Source organism: Methanothermobacter sp. KEPCO 2 (genome assembly GCF_041228365.1).
Classification (GTDB): domain Archaea; phylum Methanobacteriota; class Methanobacteria; order Methanobacteriales; family Methanothermobacteraceae; genus Methanothermobacter; species Methanothermobacter marburgensis.
Genome location: NZ_CP166185.1, coordinates 1,014,274 through 1,029,142, shown reverse-complemented (window position 1 = coordinate 1,029,142; position 14,869 = coordinate 1,014,274). Strand labels below are relative to the sequence as shown.

Genomic DNA, 14,869 nt, shown 5'->3' with positions numbered 1-14,869 from the left:
CTGGACAATCGTGTTTCTCATCAGGTCAGCGGCCTTATATTCACAGGATATTGGATGACTTATCACTGGTCCACTATCTTCCTGATTGGGAGTGGTTCTGTGTCTGCATGTCCTCACGCTCCCTTATGATGTGTGGCAGCACCTCAAGGAGCACCTCCTCAGCATCTTCCCTGTCCCTCACCCTTCTTGCCACTATCTTCCCGTTCCTGAAGATGGTCACGTTACTATCACCCACCTCAACCATGACAACACCCATCTTCTCTGAGCATCGGGGATTCCTCTCCTCCAGTTTTTCACATGTTTCTTTTACATTGATGTGGTAGGGCAGCTTAACCTCGAACATTATCCTTGATTCAGCATCCCTGCAGGGCCTGTAGAGTACAATGTCATCCTCACCCTTCCTGTAGCCTGTGAGGTCCAGGAACACCCTCTTAAACCCGACGGCCCTCAACTCATTCTCTATATGCCTCAGATTTGCTGCATTGAGGAGCCTCTCAGGTTCATCAACCTCTATTATTGCAGAGTCCCCCTCATGCCTGACCCTCACGGTACCCTCACCGTAGAGCCCCCTGACGAGGGTTTCAGCATATGAGACCCTGTTTATCCGTTCAGGCGTTATATCCTGATCCTTTATCCTTGTTGCAAGGCATGTGGTATTCTCTGAGTATTCAAGGTTCCTTTTTTTGAGATATTCAAGGACGTCACTTCGTGTAATCCCCGCATCGAGTAGAGGGGTCTCTATACCCAGCAGATGGTTAACCAGGGTGCCAGGACGGTCCTCAAACATGTCACTTGCGGTTGTGCCATCAAGGACCGCCTCAAAACCCCTCTTCCTGGCCTCATGGAGTATTGAACTGTATATGATGTTCTTGCATACAAGGCACCTCTCTGTGGTGTTACTCACAAATTCCTGGTTTTCAAGGAGCGGCCTGTTTATTATAAAGTGCTCCACCCCAAGGGATCTGGCGATTGATGAGGCATTTTCTATGAAGCCACGGGGCATAACACCTGTGTCAACTGTGAATGCAGCAACTTCATCAGCGGAATCCCCTGCAATATCAAGCAGTGCTGTGCTATCAGCCCCACCTGAGAATCCGACAGCAACCTTTCTGCCCTTAAGGGCATCCTTCACCTTTTTTATCTTTGATTCAAGATCCATGAGTTTCACATCCATGATACTGATCATCAGAGCTTACCAGTCTTTTAATGTATTTTATAACCTTAAGGGCATCCTCCCTTTTTATATCCCTACCTTCAGATTCAAGGAATGACATGAGGGTTGCCTTTCTGTTTTCAGGTATTTCTGCGTCATGCAGAATTCTCTGGTAGTTCCTGAGGGGATAAAATAGGTTCTTAGCGATTTTCATGAGTTCTCTGAAGTCATCTTCACTTATGATGCCCCTTTCAAGGGCCCTTTTAAAGTTAAAATGAATGCTCACAAGGGAATCAGAGAGGGCCTCAAGGGTTTCAGGGTTGAAGGCAACTGCAACGTCATCATCAGATTCCAGATCACCATTCAGGTAGGCCCTGAATATACGGCCTACTCCCACCATCCCCAGGTCATGGAGTTCGGAAGCCCTTAGCGCCCCCATACTTGCCCCCCCAACAACGGTAACACCCATTCTGAGGGCTTCAATGATTTCACGGTGCCCCACTGCCGGGCTCTGATGGAATACACCGTCAATTATCCCTATTATGTCTGGCCTCTCAGAGAGAGCTTCAAGGACATCACCCCGCCTCACAGGGGGTCTGTAATCTGCCCTGAGGATATCTGATGCATCACTGTGGGAAAGTGATGGCCCTGTAAATATTATGATCTTTCTTCCATGCATATGGATTATCTAGTGCCTCGGGTCACTTAATCATTTCATCTGTGGGACCTTATGATATTTTCACATGGAGGACCTTATGCGTCCCCCCACCCTTTCAGGGTCAACAGAGAAAACCTCAAGTCCAGGCACAATGACCCTTACAACGGGAACACCAACATCACGGGTTAGATCCACGTAGAGTGTCTGCTTCAGGCCCGCCCTCTCCAGTTTATCCAGGGTAATCTCAAGGTCCCTCTGGAATGACCTTGTTGAGAGGTCCTCCATATCCTCAAGTACAATGGTATCATCGGGCTCAGAGAACCAGTGCCTGTTTAGCCTCTTCATCCTCTCATAGCCGGCCCTCCTCATGAACTCCGCCCTTACGGTGTCCTCCCTGGTGCCGTGTATCTGGGTGGCCCGGCTCTGGGCAACCTCTGTGAGGGCCCTTATAACTGCAATTTCAGGGTCAAGGTGGGTCCCCACGCCCATGGTGAGGAGTGCAGGGTCCCTGAGCACAACATCATCGGCAACCGCAGCAACCGTTGCAACGCCGGTGTCAGCGGTGAGATCCACCAGTGTTATCTCAACCCCCGCCCTCTGGAACCTTTCAAGGAGACACGTTATTATCCTGTTATCTGTCCCCGAACAATCAATTTCTATTCGGGGACCCCTTTTCGCCTCAAAGAGGCTCCAGGCGTCCCTCTCTATCACCTCCATGAGGCCGTGGAATATGGCCTCCTCCAGGACGTTCCCGGATGCAAGGCCATTGGTGTTGGACCTGAAGAGACTCACACAGCCCTCGGGAGGATTGTAAGGGTGAAAAACCGCATTTGCAGGCACGTGAATCTTGTCCTGGCTTTTTATATCCTCTGCAATTATCCACTCAACTTCAGAGTCTGTATCAGCGTTTTGTGGAAGAATAAGTGCTTCAGGGTCCAGGCGTTTATCCATCTCAGATGGATGGGCCATCAGTGTTTCGTCCAGGGGACTTCTCTCGGCAGAGTACCTTTCAAAGGCCTCCATCATTGCAGAGGCCCTTGCCTGTTTCCTTGTGGCGCCCTTACCTGCGTATATGCTAACAGCACCCTCCTCCGCTGTCGGCCTTATGGCTGAGAATACAGGTATACCTATACGGTCGAGGTGCGTTATCTCGGTTATCCTTGTGACACCTATGGCCCTGAGTTTTTCCCTGAAGGCCCTGAGTGTTTCTGAGGGCTTCATGGCCCGGTGGGTGCATCCAACATACTTAACAGGAATATCCCGGAACATCTCGATCACTTAGAACATGCTGCTGAATGTGAGTGCGAATGCAGATGCGGCTGCAATGAGCCATATGAGGGGGTTCCATCTGAAAACCTTGGCACCATCAAGTACGGCGATGGGTATGAGGTTAAAGAGGGCAAGGAAGCTGTTAACTGCGTATCCAAGCACAGCAACATCGCGAAGTGGAGATGGGAGTACAGATGAGGCCATGAGAAATATTAGAGCCAGCATTATGTTGGTGAGGGGTCCTGCAATGGATATCTTCCCGTTAACGTCCCTTTCAATGTAGTTTCCATGAATGTAAACGGCCCCCGGGGCTGCGAATACGAATCCAAAGTAGGAGGTCACAAGCGCCAGTATGAGGCCCTCGAGCCACAGCCTGTATTCGGCCCAGAATCCATACCTTATTGCCATTAACTTATGGGCGATCTCATGGAGGACAAATCCAAGCCCCACAGTAACGAGGGTTGCAGGAAGCAGAATCAGCGCGACCTGCAGGTTTCTACCTGAGAACACATAGGAAAATACCCCGGCGATAACAACCATTGAGATCAGGATATCCCTTACCTCTCCCTTACTGAATCTGACCATGTTTATATTAACATGGGACACGTCTTATAATGCTTTCCATTGCTGGATTGAAAGTGACTTTCTATTAAATGGAAGATTTAAGAGCAATCCATCGATGTTATTGACTGAAAAAATTAAAATTCTCTTTTTAGAGAATTATTTATCAGAATCCACTGACATCCTGTCGGTATAGGCGGGTTCCATAAATTCTATCTGGAAAAATCCGCCGTCCGCCCCTGAAAAGGTGAGAGTTCCGTCAAGCTGTTCTGTGAGGATTTCAACAAGTTTGAAGCCAAGGGACTTGCTATTTCTGAGATCCTCCTCATTGAACCCCACACCGTCGTCTTTCACCTCAAGAATACAGGCAGAGTCCCTCCTTTTGAATCTAACCGCGATACTCCCCCTATTCCTTCCTCTGAAGGCGTGCTTGAGTGCATTGGTTACCAGTTCACTCAGTATGAGGCCCAATGGAATTGAGGTCTCAAGACTCACCTTTATATCATCGGCTTCAAGCGAGAATTCTATATCCTTTCCATGGGAATATGACCTATGGAGGTTCTTGAGGAGTCTGGAGGCGTACAATCCAAAGTCTATGGAGCTAAAATCACCTGAACGGTATAGCTGCTCATGTATGAGGCCCATGGACCTTATCCTGTCCTGGCTTTCCTCAATGATATTCCTGCAAGTGGGGTCCTTGATGCTGTGGCTCTGGAGGCTCAGGAGACTTGAAATTATCTGGAGGTTGTTCTTGACCCTGTGGTGTATCTCACTTAGAAGGACCTCCTTCTCCCTCAGTGACCTCCTGAGTTCCGCCTCCATCTTCAGCCTCTCGGTTATATCCCTGGCCACCAGGACAGCGTACCTTTCACCATCAAAATCAACCATATCTACCTTTATCTCAACAGGTATCATTTCACGGTTCCTTTTTATAAGGTGCCCCTCCATTGTTATTCTTTCATCTTTGCCCTCAAGGATACCTTTGAAGAGGGAATGCATGTCCTCAGGCAGAAGATCATAGATACTGTGGCCAGGTATATCCCGGGTTGAATACCCCAGCCTTGTGCAGGCTGAGCGGTTGGCGTCTGTAAGTTCACCTCCAGGTGTTTTAACCAGGAATATGGCGTCATCTGTACAGTCAAGGAGTTTCCTGAACCTCCTGAGTTCTGCGAGTGACTCCTGAAGACGGGGATAGTAACTCTTCCTTATGGATTTTTCACCGAACCCTATTATCTTCTCCCTGAGGGTTTCCCAGTCCCTATCAGACATTTCACCATCCTCAAGCCCCATGGAGGGCCCTCCTGAATATCTCCTCAACTTCACTCTGTTCTGGCCGGACCGGGTTTGTAACTATGCAGGGATCCTCCATCGAGGTCTCTGCAAGGCGGGGTATGTCCTCCTCAGCAACACCAAGGTCCCCAAGTGTCATATCCATTCCCAGGGTCTCCCGAAATTCCCTTATGTGTGCCTTGAGTTCCTCCAGCCCCGAACCACTGAGTCCCATGGATTTTGCGATCTTGAGGTACCTCTCCCTTGCGGCTTTGAAGTTGAATTCAATAACGTATTCAAGGAGAAGGGCATTTGCCTCACCATGGGGTATGTCCAGCATCCCACCGAGGCTGTGGGCCATGGCATGCACAAGTCCCAGACTGGCGTTGGAGAATGCAAGACCCGCTTCAAGGCTTGCAAGCATCATATCCTCACGGTAATCCATGTTATCGGGTTCAAGCACCGCCCGGGGTAGGGCCTGGTTTATGATGCCTATTGAGTCGAGGGCGTTGAGGTCGGTCAGGTGGAAACTTGCATTGGATACGTATGCTTCAATGGCATGTGCCAGGGCATCCATACCTGTTGCAGCTGTCAGCTCCCTATCCATGGTCAGGGTGGTTTCCGGGTCTATGAGGGATGCATCGGGTACCATTGTCTTGCTTATGATTGCCATCTTAACCCTTCTATGGGGGTCCATGATTATCGCAAACTGTGATACGTCTGCACCTGTGCCGGCGGTTGTCGGAATGCATATTATGGGAACCGAGGGTACTGGGATGCGGTCAACGCCCTCAAATTCAAGGACGTTCATCCTGTTGGATACAACAGCACCCATGGCCTTTGCACAGTCAATGGGGCTTCCGCCGCCCAGCGCAACTATCATGTTGCACTCCTCTGCATCAAAGACCTCAGCACCCTCCATGACCTCATGGTCACGGGGGTTTGGTGTTATATCATTGAATATGACATACTCAAGTCCCTCATCATTGAGGCTACATGTAACGTCATCCACGAGACCGGTCTTCATTATACCATGGTCTGTTACAAGGAGAACCCTTCTGGCCCCGAGGTTTGAGGCGTATCTTCCCGCCAGGAACCTGGCCCCGTTTCCAAAAACAAATTCGGCTGTCACAAATTTTCGAAGCTCCCCCATCTTAACCACCTGTGCAGTTACCGGGCATGGGCTGCATATACATATAAATTAGGTTTAATGATTAATATAAACCTTGAGTATTACCCTGTACATAGATTTTAGCGGTGATCATGTGAAGGTCTGTGAGTACTGTGGGGTTGACGGTTATTATGGTCGTGAAATTGCCGGCACAGACAAATGGATTGTTTACCTTGCACCGAGCCAGCGCTACCTTGCAACCTGTGTGGTGGCCCTCAGAAGGAAATGCAGGGACCTCTCTGAACTAAACAACGATGAGTGGGTTGACTTCGCATTGGTGGTGAGGGTACTTGAATCTGCTGTGGGCGACCTTTTTGGACCGGATCTCTTCAACTGGAGCTGCTTTAAAAATTCGGCTTTCAGGTCTGAAAACCCGGACCCCGAGGTTCACTGGCACTTCATCCCCCGCTACAGCAGACCCGTGAAATTCGGGGGTGAGGTCTTCAGGGACCCTGACTTCGGTCACATACCTCTGCCCATTGATTTCAGGGCACCCGATGAGGTTGTGGATGAACTCGAGCTGGTCATGAAAAGGGCTGTTATGGAAAGACTGGGTGATGCACTTGGAAAGGATTGAAAGGGCACTTGAAGCCATCTCTGGTAAAGCTGAGAGGGCACTCATAACAAAAAGGGAGAATATATACTATCTCACAGGATTCATGCCAACGGTCACAGCCTTCCTGTTTCTGAGTGATGAACCGGTCCTCTTTGTAAATGAGATGGACCTTGAGTCAGCAGAAGGGTGTGAGATTAATGTTGAAGCCTTCAGGAGGGTATCCGATGTCTCTGATAGGGTTGAACTAAGGGACATAGGGGTTGAACCATCTCTACCAGTGGGTCTAATTGAGAGAATCGGCGTCGGGAGGGACTTTCAGGTGATGGATCCAATCGCAGATCTCAGGATGGTTAAGGACAGGGAGGAAATAAGAAGGATAAAGGCAGCCCTTAAAATTGCCGAGGAATCATTTAAGAAAATTGAATTCAGAGGAAGCGAATCTGAGGTAGCCGCCAGACTGGACTACCTTATGCGTCTTGGAGGTTCAGAGGGGGTCTCATTCGACACCATTGTAACATCGGCCTCAAGGTCAAGCATACCCCATGCGGTACCCACATCTAACGATTTAGGCTCTCCCTTACTGGTTGACTGGGGCGCTGTTCACTGCGGCTACCACTCTGACACCACAAGGACACTGGTGGAGAGTGAACGTGAACATGAGATCCTTGAAGTGGTAATTGAAGCCAAAAAGGAGGGTTTGAAGGTGGCTAAACCCGGCGTGAGGGCATGTGAAGTTGACAGTGCAGTTAGGGGGGTTATAGAGGAATATGGATTCGCTGATAACTTTATACACTCAAGTGGCCATGGTGTTGGACTTGAGGTCCATGAGAGGCCCTCACTTTCAGCCGACGATAAAACGGTTCTCACTGAGGGAATGGTCCTCACCATTGAACCCGGGATATATCTTCCCGGAGAATTTGGTGTGAGGGTGGAGGACATGTTCGTTGTGGGTGCTGGAGTAATGAACAGCCTACCTGATCACCTGAGTTAGGTGTTAATGAAGATAAATGAATTAAAAAGTGGGTCGTCATGAATAATAGTATAAATAATAGCCCGTAAATAATTAGTAACAGCAAGAGTTCAAGTGGTGTGCAGATGGCAGTATTACCGGCAGCATTGAAACCTGTGAGCGAGGCCCTGGAGAGCATATTACCCGATAAACTGCTCCTCAGGGTGCAGGAGACACTCATAAGGACAGGACTTTATGTGAAGGCATCTGAGATAATAACCCTGGCATTTCTAGCAGGGGCACTCTTTGCTGTTCTTGGATCAGTTGTAGCTGCAGTAGCAGGTCTGAATGTTATCCTTGCAGTCATTGTTGGATTTTTCATACCATCTATTCTTCTTGGGGCATACATCTTTGTCATGATGGAGAGGCGTGTTGACGCCATTGAGCAGTCAACCCCTGACTTCCTCAGACAGATAGCATCACTGCTGAGGGCAGGGGTGGGCCTTGAATCGGCACTGGAGGATGTATCCAAACAGGGGGAGGGGCCACTCTACGATGAACTCAAGAGGGCGGTTATTGAGATAAAAATTGGGCGGACATTCGATGACGCCATCCTCTCCATGAGTGAAAGGCTCAAATCCCAGAACCTTGACAGGACCTTCAGGATGATCCTTGAGGGTAGGAGGGCAGGTGGGAGCCTTTCGGATGTAATTGAGACGGTTGCAGAGGATCTCAGGGCGGTTCTGGCGCTCAAGAGGGAGAGGAAGGCCAATGTTATGATGTCGGTGATGTTCCTTATTGTCGCCGCCATAATCGCGGCGCCATTCGCCCTTGGTATGATAATGGTCTACTCAGGGTTCATGGAGTCTGTGGGGAAACCCAACCCAATCCTTGGGGCAGCCCAGATCGCAGCTTCAGGTTACATCATAATACACTCCATAATCGCAGGGTTACTCATCGGCATCATAATGTATGGGAGCGCAAGGAAGGGTGTTAAGTTCTCTGTGCCACTCTCAATCGTGGCCTACTCGATATTCTATGTTATAGGAAAATTTGGACTGAGCCTTGTTGGAAGCATGGCACCATAGGAGGTTAAGGTTTTGTCTGGGGGTTTAATTGCTGATGATTCAGGTCAGGGGTCAGCTGAGCTGATACTTGTGTTTGGTGGTATAATAGTCATTGTGACCTTTGCAGTGGTGTGGTACCGCAACTATGTGAGGTCATCTGAGACTGCAATGAACTCTGATGTTCAGAATGTCACCAACTCAATTAAGGGGCTCAAGAACAAGTTCTAATTTAGGGTGGTCATATGGATATGATCATTGGTGGTGAGCACGTTGGGGGAGATAACCGTTTCAGTGTCAGGAACCCCTTCAACGGCGAGGAGGTTGATACTGTACCCCTTGCAGGTAGGGATGATGTTTTAAGGGCTCTTGAGGCGGCCCACCATGCAAAGGGTGCCATGTCTGATCTTTCTGCCAGGCGCATCTCTGAGGGCCTCCATGATGTTGCTGATGAGCTCAGGGCAGAGATGGATGAACTTGCCAGACTCATAACCCTGGAGTCAGGTAAACCCATAAGGTTCTCACGTGATGAGGTTAAAAGGTCAGTTGAAACCGCACGTCTATGTGCAGAGGAGGCAAGGAGGCTCTACGGTGAATCAATACCCATGGATGCAGGTATCGGGGGGAAGGGACTTATTGGATTCACTGTAAGGCTTCCCCTTGGTGTTGTGGCTGCAATAACCCCATTTAACTATCCACTCAATCTCGCCATCCACAAGGTTGGACCTGCACTGGCAGCAGGTAACACCACGGTTCTGAAACCTTCACTTGAAGCGCCCCTCTCCGCACTTAGACTCTGTGAGATACTGAATGAACACTTCCCGGCGGGGGCTGTTAATGCTGTAACAGGGAGGGGCCGGGAGGTGGGAGATCTTATAATAGATAGCCCCCTCGTGGATAAGATAACATTCACAGGCAGTGTGGAGGTTGGAAGATACATATCAGGCAGGGCCTCAATGAAGAAGGTAACACTTGAACTGGGGGGCAACGATCCCCTAATTGTCATGGATGACGCAGACATTGACTCTGCAGTTGAGGCCGCGGTTAGGGGTTCCTATCTCTACTCTGGACAGGTCTGCATCGCGGTTAAGAGGATGGTGGTCCATAAAGATGTGGCCGACGAATTTGCAGATAAACTTGTGGAAAAGACCCGCAGGTTAAGGTCCGGGGATCCACTTGACCCTGAGACGGATATAGGCCCACTTATAAATGAAGAGGCGGCCATTGAGGTTGAAAGGCGAATTGAGGGCGCCGTTGAGGATGGTGCAGAGCTCCTCCATGGAGGGTCAAGGAATGGCAACTTTGTTGAGCCCACCGTCCTTGACCATGTGCGTCCTGAGATGGAGGTTGTTGCAGAGGAAACCTTTGGGCCGGTGTCTCCGATTATAAGGTTTGATGATGCTGATGAGGCCATAAGTATTGCCAATGGGACATGCTATGCACTTCAGGCAGGGGTTTTCACTGAGAACATAGGAACCGCCCTCAGGATGGCATCTGAGATCGAGGCTGGCACAGTTCTTGTGAACAAACAATCCACCTTCAGGGTGGACCATATGCCATTTGGCGGTTTCAAGTGCAGTGGAATGGGTAAGGAGGGCGTTAAGTACGCAATAGAGGATATGACGAGGACCAAACTTGTGATTTTAAACAGTAGATGATTATAGGCCCCTCCACAATTTAACATTAAGTGATTAACCGGTTGATTATTGCTATTATTAATGGAATAATGATTATAACTGCTATATCTGAAAAATGGCATTTCTTATTTTTCTAATTTTAATAAAAAACATTGTTGGCCAGTTTTTTAATAATAAAAGAGAATGGTTTGTTGAATCAATTGTATTAATGATTTTAATTAAAGATGAATGGGGCCATATTTTAATTTACTGTTAATTATATGGTCTGATTATAAATTTTTAAATTAACTTAATCATAATAAAATTAGCATAATAATATTTTTATCAATCAATAAATTTAAAATTTACTATTTTATATATTTAAAAAAAAACTTTTATATTAATTACACATATACATATTTTTACAGCTGTATGGAGGTGAAAAATTGAAAAGTGAATATAAAGTGTTGTCATTGATGCTCCTGGTTGCAATTGCAGCGGGCATCTCAGGGGCATCGGCGACAGGAGGAATACCCGAGAATGCCGTGAACCTGACGATGCAGCAGAATGCATCTGACCCAGCACAGATAATTGTGGATGTGAACTACAGTGATGACCTTCAGGATGTTGACCAGGATATAGCTGTCGATGCAAAACTTGAACTCTTAAGCGGCAACATAACAGGCGCAAAGATAAAATGGTACTACACAGGTAACCTAAGCGGCCCCTTTGCAAACTACACTGTCCTTGAAGAGGACAGCGTTGTCTGGCTCAGTTCATTCACAAATGCACCGGTACGGCAGGGACAGGCAAAGCTGTACATGGAGGATGGTAAAAGTTACAGGTGGCTCTTTGTCATTGAAAATGCGACGGGTAAGGTATTCACGGTGAGGGCAAATTCAACAGCCTTCAAGATGGTCAACGGCAGTCCAGCAAATGAAACTGTACTCAATTCAACCCAGCTCACAGTGGACCTGCGACCACACTTCACCCTGGAAAACCTGACGGTCACACCAGTATCTGGCAATGCACCCCTGAATGTGACTGTCACGGTTAAGGTCACAAACACCGGTGTTGCAGACGACTTCACAGCAGAACTCATGGTAAACGGTGAGGTGAAGGATACAGAAACTGTGAACGTCAAAACAGGTGAAACAGTCACTGTAACATTCACATACACGCTGCCAGCGGGGCTCTACAATGTTACAGTCAATGATCTGGCACCTGTGAGTGTCACATCAATCCCTGCAGCACCTGCAGCATCACCTGCTCCAGGCATCTACAGGAACAATGTAACTGTGACCCTTACAGGTCCAGAAGGTTCAGTGATATACTACACTCTTAACGGATCAAATCCAACTATTAACAGCACAAGATACACAGCACCAGTCCTTCTCACAAAATCAGCGACACTCAAATTCATAGCCGTTGTTAACGGAGCATCCTCTGCGGTTTCATCAGCCAGTTACACTGTCATGAAACCGGTAACCCTCAGCTACTACGTGAAGGTGAAGGTCAAAAAGTGGTACAGAAAATGGTACAGGTACATGGGCAAATGGAGATACAAGTGGAGGTACTACTGGACCTACAGGTACGTTAAGAGGACCAGCAGCTACTGGCAGATAACCTGATACCTTTATTTTTTACATTTTTTTGGAAATGTATTAACAGAGTTACATATACTTATCTTATGGACGAACTCAGGAAATGCAGGCTATGCGAATGGAGGTGCGGGGCAAACCGTTCCCAGGTGAGAGGGGGGTCTGTGGGGCTGCTGAGACTGAAATCGCCTATAACTCAATTACAGATGTCCTGAAAAGTTACTCGGTAACCCTTCTGTCATGCCCATTCCGGTGTGCCTACTGCAATGCCTACAGGATATCACAGTACCCTGACTCAGGGTGGGTTTACAGGGGTTATGTGAAACCTGAGGATCTGGCATTGGAGGCGCTAAGGGAACTTGAAGCACATGGCATATCAAATCTGAGCTTCACTGGCGGTGAACCCACACTACACACACTCTACATCGAAAGGATGCTGCATGAAATAAGGGTGAAGGCGATGCTGATGCCATTAGTGGCAACAAATGGATTCCAGACACCTGAGACTTTAAAGCGCATCATAAGGTTCACCTCACTCTTCAGTTTTGAGATAAAGGCCTTTCAGATGAACTCCACAGAAACCTGACAGGGGCCCCAGCGGGTCCCGTGCTCCGAAACGCAGCCTACCTTGCAGAGAAATTCCCTGAAAAGATAAGGGTCTTCAGGACGGTCGTGATACCCGGCATAAACCACCATGAGTATATGTGAGATAGCATCATTCATTGCAGAAATAAATCCCGAGATTCCCTACCGCCTAATAGGTTTCAGACCGAACTTCATCCTCTACTACCACAGGGGACCTGACAGGAAACTGATGGAGAAGCTAGTGGATGAGTGCAGGGCAGAGGGCCTTGAAAGGGTTGATTATTCAGGCTACTACCCCTTATCAGAATTAAATCTTGAGGATCGTCTGAGAAAAGCAGGGTGCAGTCTCCCAAGGGACTGTGGAAGCTGCCGCAATGAAGTGTGCAGGGCGATTCTCAGGGAGCATGGAGGGGTTAACCAGCCAGGAAATCCTCTACGAGGTTCCTTGTCTCGTTGAGGGCCTCAAGGGGTATCCCCCTTGGCATTTCCCCGGGTTTTCCTTCAACGTCCCTCAGAACACCGTCGGCACCAAGGAACATGCCCTCACTCACAACACCCATGAAGTTCTGGGGCGGCAAAAGGGCCACGGCCACCCTATCCTTCTCCCTTACATGAGGGTCATTTGTGACCACCTTTATGGATCTCCCACCCACATTAACATTGCAGATCTGAAGTTTATCCGCGGAAGGGTGCCCCCCAACACTCATAACCTCACCTGCAACTATATCGACTGCAATAACAGGGTCTGATATCTTCCCAAGCATCAGCCGGCCCCTGAGGTTTCCAAGGGTGTTCATGAAGAACTTCACCTTTGCTATGTTCTCCTCGACCCTCTCTCTCTCATCTTTTGAGGCCTCATCTAGGAACTTACGGCTCCACTCTTCACCCCCCAGGGCATCAGTTATCTCCTTAAGTTTTTCCTCAATACTCTTCACCTCTGAACTTGCTGCAAGGTCCTCAGGTTCAAGGTATGAATATATGAGGCTCTGCAGCGTCCTCTCAATCTCAGTTGCCGCTTTAATGGCAGGTTTCTTCTTCCACTGGCCCCTGAAACCACCTGCCTCAAGGGCCCTCCTGAAGAGGTCAACCGCCTTAACTGCAACCATGAGCCTGTAATCCTTACTGGTGTCCCACATTTCAATCACAATCCAGAATCATTTTTTAATTCCAGTAACAGCCTTTTTCTTCCTGCCACTGCAGTAATCTGTTATTTTCCTATAACTATTTAAGCTATAAACAATAATATTAACCAACAGTAGGGTTATGCAGCAGCACTACATGTTTAACTGTCCGGTGGTGGAAAAATGGTTGAATTATCCAGTCTATATGGACTTGAAATATACACCTCAAGGGGTAAGTACGTTGGAAGGGTTCAGGACGTTGTCCTCAACATCAAGAAGGGACGTGTCTCAACACTGAAGGTCCGTCCAATGAGACACGATAAGAAGAATGTGGGTATAAAGGATGTCCTCAAGACCAGCATAAGGATAGTCCCTGAATCAGATGAGATAAGACCCATACAGGAGGAGGGCATCATCGACATAAACTATGAACGTGTCCAGGCGGTCGGCGATATACTCATAATATCCCCTGATGTTTCAGTGGAGAAAAAGGTAAACCCCATTGAATCCTGATTTTTTCTGTGTGATGACATGATCGTGGGTATAGTGGGCTGCGGCGCAATAGCCAACCTTATAACGGGTTTCGTTAGGGACGGTAGGGTACCCGTTGAACTGGGATTCTTCTATGACAGGGACCTTGAGAGGGCAGAGAACCTGGCATCAATGGTTGACGGGACCGCGGTCCTTGATGTTGCGGATATGCTCCCCCATGTTGACCTTGTGGTGGAGGCCGCATCACCTGAGGCTGTAAGGGAACTGGTCCCCGGGATACTTGAGGCCGGTAGGGATGTCGTCGTTATGAGCGTTGGAGCCCTCATGGACCCTGATTTGAGGAGCCTGCTTGAGAAGAAGGCCTCAGAGAATAATGCCGAGATACATGTACCCTCAGGGGCCATAGTGGGCCTCGACGGCCTGAAGGCTGCATCCATGGGCAGTATAGATTCGGTAAAACTTGTTACAAGGAAACCACCACGGTCCCTGGGCATCAGCATGGATGAGAAGAAGGTCCTCTACACAGGGAAGGCATCAGAGGCCGTTAAGAGGTTTCCACTCAACATAAATGTGGCAGCAGCCCTCAGTCTCGCCTGCGGACGGGATATTGATGTTGAGATAATAGCGGACCCGGCAGTTGACCGTAACGTCCATGAGGTTACCGTTAAGGGGGACTTCGGGGAGTTCAAGACGATAACCGAGAATGTCAGGTGCTCCATAAATCCCAAGACAAGTGTGATGGCTGCCTATTCCGCCATAAAACTCCTCAAATCCCTAAGTGAGAACATGCACATTGGAACCTGA

The 14,869-nt window shown here is 48.4% G+C and carries 17 protein-coding genes; 10 read left to right on the top strand and 7 right to left on the bottom strand.

What is annotated here, in order from left to right; translation table 11 throughout:
• Positions 1 to 73: 73 nt before the first annotated feature.
• The 6 genes from larE to ercA all read right to left on the bottom strand — a co-directional run bounded on the left by larE (position 74) and on the right by ercA (position 6,063).
• Complete coding sequence (larE, locus tag AB9H23_RS05445) at positions 74 to 1,186, bottom strand: ATP-dependent sacrificial sulfur transferase LarE (protein WP_370004440.1); 1,113 nt, start codon at positions 1,184 to 1,186, stop codon at positions 74 to 76.
• Positions 1,149 to 1,832 (bottom strand): TfuA-related McrA-glycine thioamidation protein, encoded by a 684-nt coding sequence (locus tag AB9H23_RS05440; protein WP_370004439.1) that lies wholly within the window; start codon positions 1,830 to 1,832, stop codon positions 1,149 to 1,151. The genes larE and AB9H23_RS05440 overlap by 38 nt, the downstream gene beginning before the upstream one ends.
• A gap of 60 nt (positions 1,833 to 1,892) precedes the next feature.
• Positions 1,893 to 3,080, bottom strand: coding sequence for a YcaO-related McrA-glycine thioamidation protein (locus tag AB9H23_RS05435; RefSeq protein WP_370004438.1), 1,188 nt, complete (start codon positions 3,078 to 3,080; stop codon positions 1,893 to 1,895).
• Positions 3,081 to 3,089: 9 nt separating this feature from the next.
• The gene (locus AB9H23_RS05430; RefSeq protein WP_370004437.1) at positions 3,090 to 3,665 is read right to left on the bottom strand and encodes a site-2 protease family protein; all 576 of its coding nucleotides are present in this window, start codon (positions 3,663 to 3,665) and stop codon (positions 3,090 to 3,092) included.
• 135 nt (positions 3,666 to 3,800) lie between these two features.
• Positions 3,801 to 4,958: a sensor histidine kinase gene (locus tag AB9H23_RS05425; RefSeq protein WP_370004436.1), complete on the bottom strand. Its 1,158-nt coding sequence runs from the start codon at positions 4,956 to 4,958 to the stop codon at positions 3,801 to 3,803.
• Complete coding sequence (gene ercA, locus AB9H23_RS05420; RefSeq protein ID WP_370004435.1) at positions 4,921 to 6,063, bottom strand: alcohol dehydrogenase-like regulatory protein ErcA; 1,143 nt, start codon at positions 6,061 to 6,063, stop codon at positions 4,921 to 4,923. Before ercA ends, AB9H23_RS05425 begins: the two co-directional genes overlap by 38 nt.
• 112 nt (positions 6,064 to 6,175) lie before the next feature.
• Here ercA and AB9H23_RS05415 point away from each other — a divergent pair, with 112 nt between their 5' ends.
• The 8 genes from AB9H23_RS05415 (at position 6,176) to AB9H23_RS05380 (ending at position 12,909) form a co-directional block, all read left to right on the top strand.
• Complete coding sequence (locus tag AB9H23_RS05415) at positions 6,176 to 6,658, top strand: HIT family protein (protein WP_370004434.1); 483 nt, start codon at positions 6,176 to 6,178, stop codon at positions 6,656 to 6,658.
• Positions 6,645 to 7,628, top strand: a complete 984-nt coding sequence (locus tag AB9H23_RS05410; RefSeq protein ID WP_370004433.1) for a M24 family metallopeptidase — start codon at positions 6,645 to 6,647, stop codon at positions 7,626 to 7,628. The genes AB9H23_RS05415 and AB9H23_RS05410 overlap by 14 nt, the downstream gene beginning before the upstream one ends.
• 104 nt (positions 7,629 to 7,732) lie before the next feature.
• Positions 7,733 to 8,674: a type II secretion system F family protein gene (locus AB9H23_RS05405; RefSeq protein ID WP_370004432.1), complete on the top strand. Its 942-nt coding sequence runs from the start codon at positions 7,733 to 7,735 to the stop codon at positions 8,672 to 8,674.
• Between the two features lie 12 nt (positions 8,675 to 8,686).
• Complete coding sequence (locus AB9H23_RS05400) at positions 8,687 to 8,881, top strand: class III signal peptide-containing protein (RefSeq protein ID WP_160323037.1); 195 nt, start codon at positions 8,687 to 8,689, stop codon at positions 8,879 to 8,881.
• Between the two features lie 14 nt (positions 8,882 to 8,895).
• A complete protein-coding gene (locus AB9H23_RS05395; protein WP_370004431.1) occupies positions 8,896 to 10,308 on the top strand; it encodes a lactaldehyde dehydrogenase in 1,413 nt (470 codons plus the stop codon).
• A 434-nt stretch (positions 10,309 to 10,742) separates the two neighbouring features.
• Entirely contained in the window at positions 10,743 to 11,897 is a 1,155-nt protein-coding gene (locus AB9H23_RS05390) for a chitobiase/beta-hexosaminidase C-terminal domain-containing protein (RefSeq protein WP_370005956.1), read from the top strand.
• A gap of 91 nt (positions 11,898 to 11,988) precedes the next feature.
• Positions 11,989 to 12,453 (top strand): radical SAM protein, encoded by a 465-nt coding sequence (locus AB9H23_RS05385; RefSeq protein ID WP_370004430.1) that lies wholly within the window; start codon positions 11,989 to 11,991, stop codon positions 12,451 to 12,453.
• Between the two features lie 108 nt (positions 12,454 to 12,561).
• Complete coding sequence (locus tag AB9H23_RS05380) at positions 12,562 to 12,909, top strand: hypothetical protein (protein WP_370004429.1); 348 nt, start codon at positions 12,562 to 12,564, stop codon at positions 12,907 to 12,909.
• Here AB9H23_RS05380 and AB9H23_RS05375 read toward each other — a convergent pair.
• On the bottom strand, positions 12,866 to 13,588 hold the full coding sequence (locus AB9H23_RS05375; protein WP_370004428.1) for a tRNA-binding protein: 723 nt from the start codon (positions 13,586 to 13,588) through the stop codon (positions 12,866 to 12,868). The two genes, AB9H23_RS05380 and AB9H23_RS05375, sit on opposite strands and share 44 nt — an antisense overlap.
• A 168-nt stretch (positions 13,589 to 13,756) precedes the next feature.
• Between AB9H23_RS05375 and AB9H23_RS05370 the strand changes: the two genes are divergently transcribed.
• Positions 13,757 to 14,086 (top strand): PRC-barrel domain-containing protein, encoded by a 330-nt coding sequence (locus tag AB9H23_RS05370; protein ID WP_147671630.1) that lies wholly within the window; start codon positions 13,757 to 13,759, stop codon positions 14,084 to 14,086.
• Positions 14,087 to 14,104: 18 nt separating this feature from the next.
• Positions 14,105 to 14,869 carry an aspartate dehydrogenase gene (locus AB9H23_RS05365; RefSeq protein ID WP_370004427.1) on the top strand — a complete coding sequence of 255 codons (765 nt, stop codon included), beginning with the start codon at positions 14,105 to 14,107 and terminating at the stop codon, positions 14,867 to 14,869.